Source organism: Spirochaetota bacterium (genome assembly GCA_038043445.1).
Classification (GTDB): Bacteria; Spirochaetota; Brachyspiria; order Brachyspirales; family JACRPF01; genus JBBTBY01.
On record JBBTBY010000038.1, the window covers coordinates 1 to 2,104 of the forward strand.

General features: G+C 53.8%; 1 protein-coding gene. It reads right to left on the reverse strand.

Annotated elements, in window-relative coordinates; genetic code table 11:
* Positions 1-2,087, reverse strand: a 2,087-nt coding sequence (locus AABZ39_05750) for a right-handed parallel beta-helix repeat-containing protein (GenBank protein ID MEK6794257.1), incomplete at its 3' end; no start/stop codon positions are given.
* Positions 2,088-2,104 lie beyond the last annotated feature (17 nt).

The window sequence follows — 2,104 nt, forward strand, 5'->3', positions numbered from 1 at the left end:
CCGGTGATCGAACTGTTGGTCTCGTAGAACAGATACACGCCGCCGCCATTGTCCCCTGCGCTATTGCTCACTACGGCACCGCTTACCGTGCTGTAATAACTCCACTTAATGCGCACACCCCCGCCGTTCAATGCCGTATTGCGCGCCATCGGTGCGCTTATCGTGTTGCTGAGACAGCTCAGCATGAAAACGCCGCCGCCGGCGACCGAGGCATTATTGCCTGCCAGTGTCGCATCCACGGTGCAGTTCGTGGCGTTCTGTATCGATAGGCCGCCGCCGTCGTTGCCGGTATTATTCGACACCAAGCCGCGTATCGTAACGAAACTGCAGGAGTCGATGCTCATGCCCCCGCCCACATTCGTCGACACATTGTTCGCCACCAGTGCGCTTATCAGGCAGTTGCTCGCATTGGCAATGCTCATCCCGCCGCCATTGGACGATATGCAGTTACTCACGATGATGTTCGACAATATCGAGAACGCAATGTTTGAGGCATGCACGCCCGTTCCGTCGAGTATCTTTGCGGTCTCATTGGACCCGCCGCCCCGTATGACAAAACCGTCAAAAAGGAGATCCGTGAGATTCGCGATATACACAAGTCGATTCGTCCTGTTGAGACCGCCGCCGTCAAGTACGGTATGACCCGTCTGCACGGCGAATGCTGCATCATACCCGCCGATAATACGCAGGTTGTTCTTATTCGTTATGGACACGCCGTTGGTAAGCGCAAGCGCATTCAACTGCCCGGCGTTTCGCGTGAGATTTGTCGCAAGCACACGTATTTCATTACCGGCGACTGCTGCGGCAACCGCTTCCTGCAAATTCGTATACTGTCCGCCGGTGTTAGTGATCTTTGCGATATACGGAAGCAATGGCATGACCACGTTCATTGAAGCATTCGCGGCATCATGCCACGTCGAATTCGAATTGAGTATATCGATGCGGTCGTTCGATATTATCTGATCCCCGCTCTCGATATAGAGATACGACAGCGTATTTGTCCAGAAGGTATTGGAACAAATAGTGTGATTGGTTATATCGGGGGCTTCCTCCAGTATCGCGCACGAGCCGCTGCCCCCCCCATAGAATACAGAGTTCGAAACGGTGAACGGGGCCAGCGCGGTCACGTTCGTAAAAAGGATCGTTGCGTTGGTTGCCGATGACACGTTATTTGAGAATATGCAGCTTTGGACGATGCTGTTCGACCCGCCGTACACGAACAACCCGCCGCCCCTGACGGCAGAGTTGCTGCAAATCATCCCGCGCATCGAATTGTGTGCGCCGCCGTTCATATAGATACCGCCGCCTCTATTGGCGGTGTTGCTGGCGATGAAACCGCTCACCGTATTGTTCGTGCTGGTGGTCACATAGATGCCGCCGCCGTAACTTGCGGTGTTGTTCACCACATCACCATACAGCATGAGGTTCGTTGAATAATTGATATACACGCCGCCGCCGTTGACCGAAGTACAGTTACTGACGATGATATTCGTGAAGAGCGAACTGACCGCGCTGTAGATATAAAGTCCTGTCCCGTGCTGCGATGTAACCCCGCCATTCGTCCCGCCGTTGCGTATGACGAATCCGTTGAAGGTAAGATTCGCAAGATTAGTGATGAAGACGATACGGCTATCGGGGGCAACCCCTTCGCCGTCAAGCACGGTATATCCGGTCTGCACCGCGAACGCCGCATCATATCCGCCGATAATGCGCAGATCGTTCTTGTTCGTGATGAACAGTGCATTGGTGACGGAAAGTGCGTTCAATTGCCCGATGTTCCGTGTAAGGACCATGTCGCGCACGCGTATTTCGTCGCCGGCGGAGGCCGCATCCACTGCTGCCTGAAGTACGCTGAATGTCCCGCCGACCGTTGCGTTCGACGCGATGATCGGAGGCGGCCCCTGCGGCATAACAATATTATTCGATGCATAGAGCGCATCATTCGTCGTATTCACCGTATTGATATTATTCCACTGCGATATCGTGATGACTCCCGTCGGTTCACCGTAGATATACGACATCGTATTCGTCCAGAACACATTGGAAACGATGGTCTGGTTAGTGACATCCTGCGCATGTTCAAACATCGCATAATGAGCTGGGG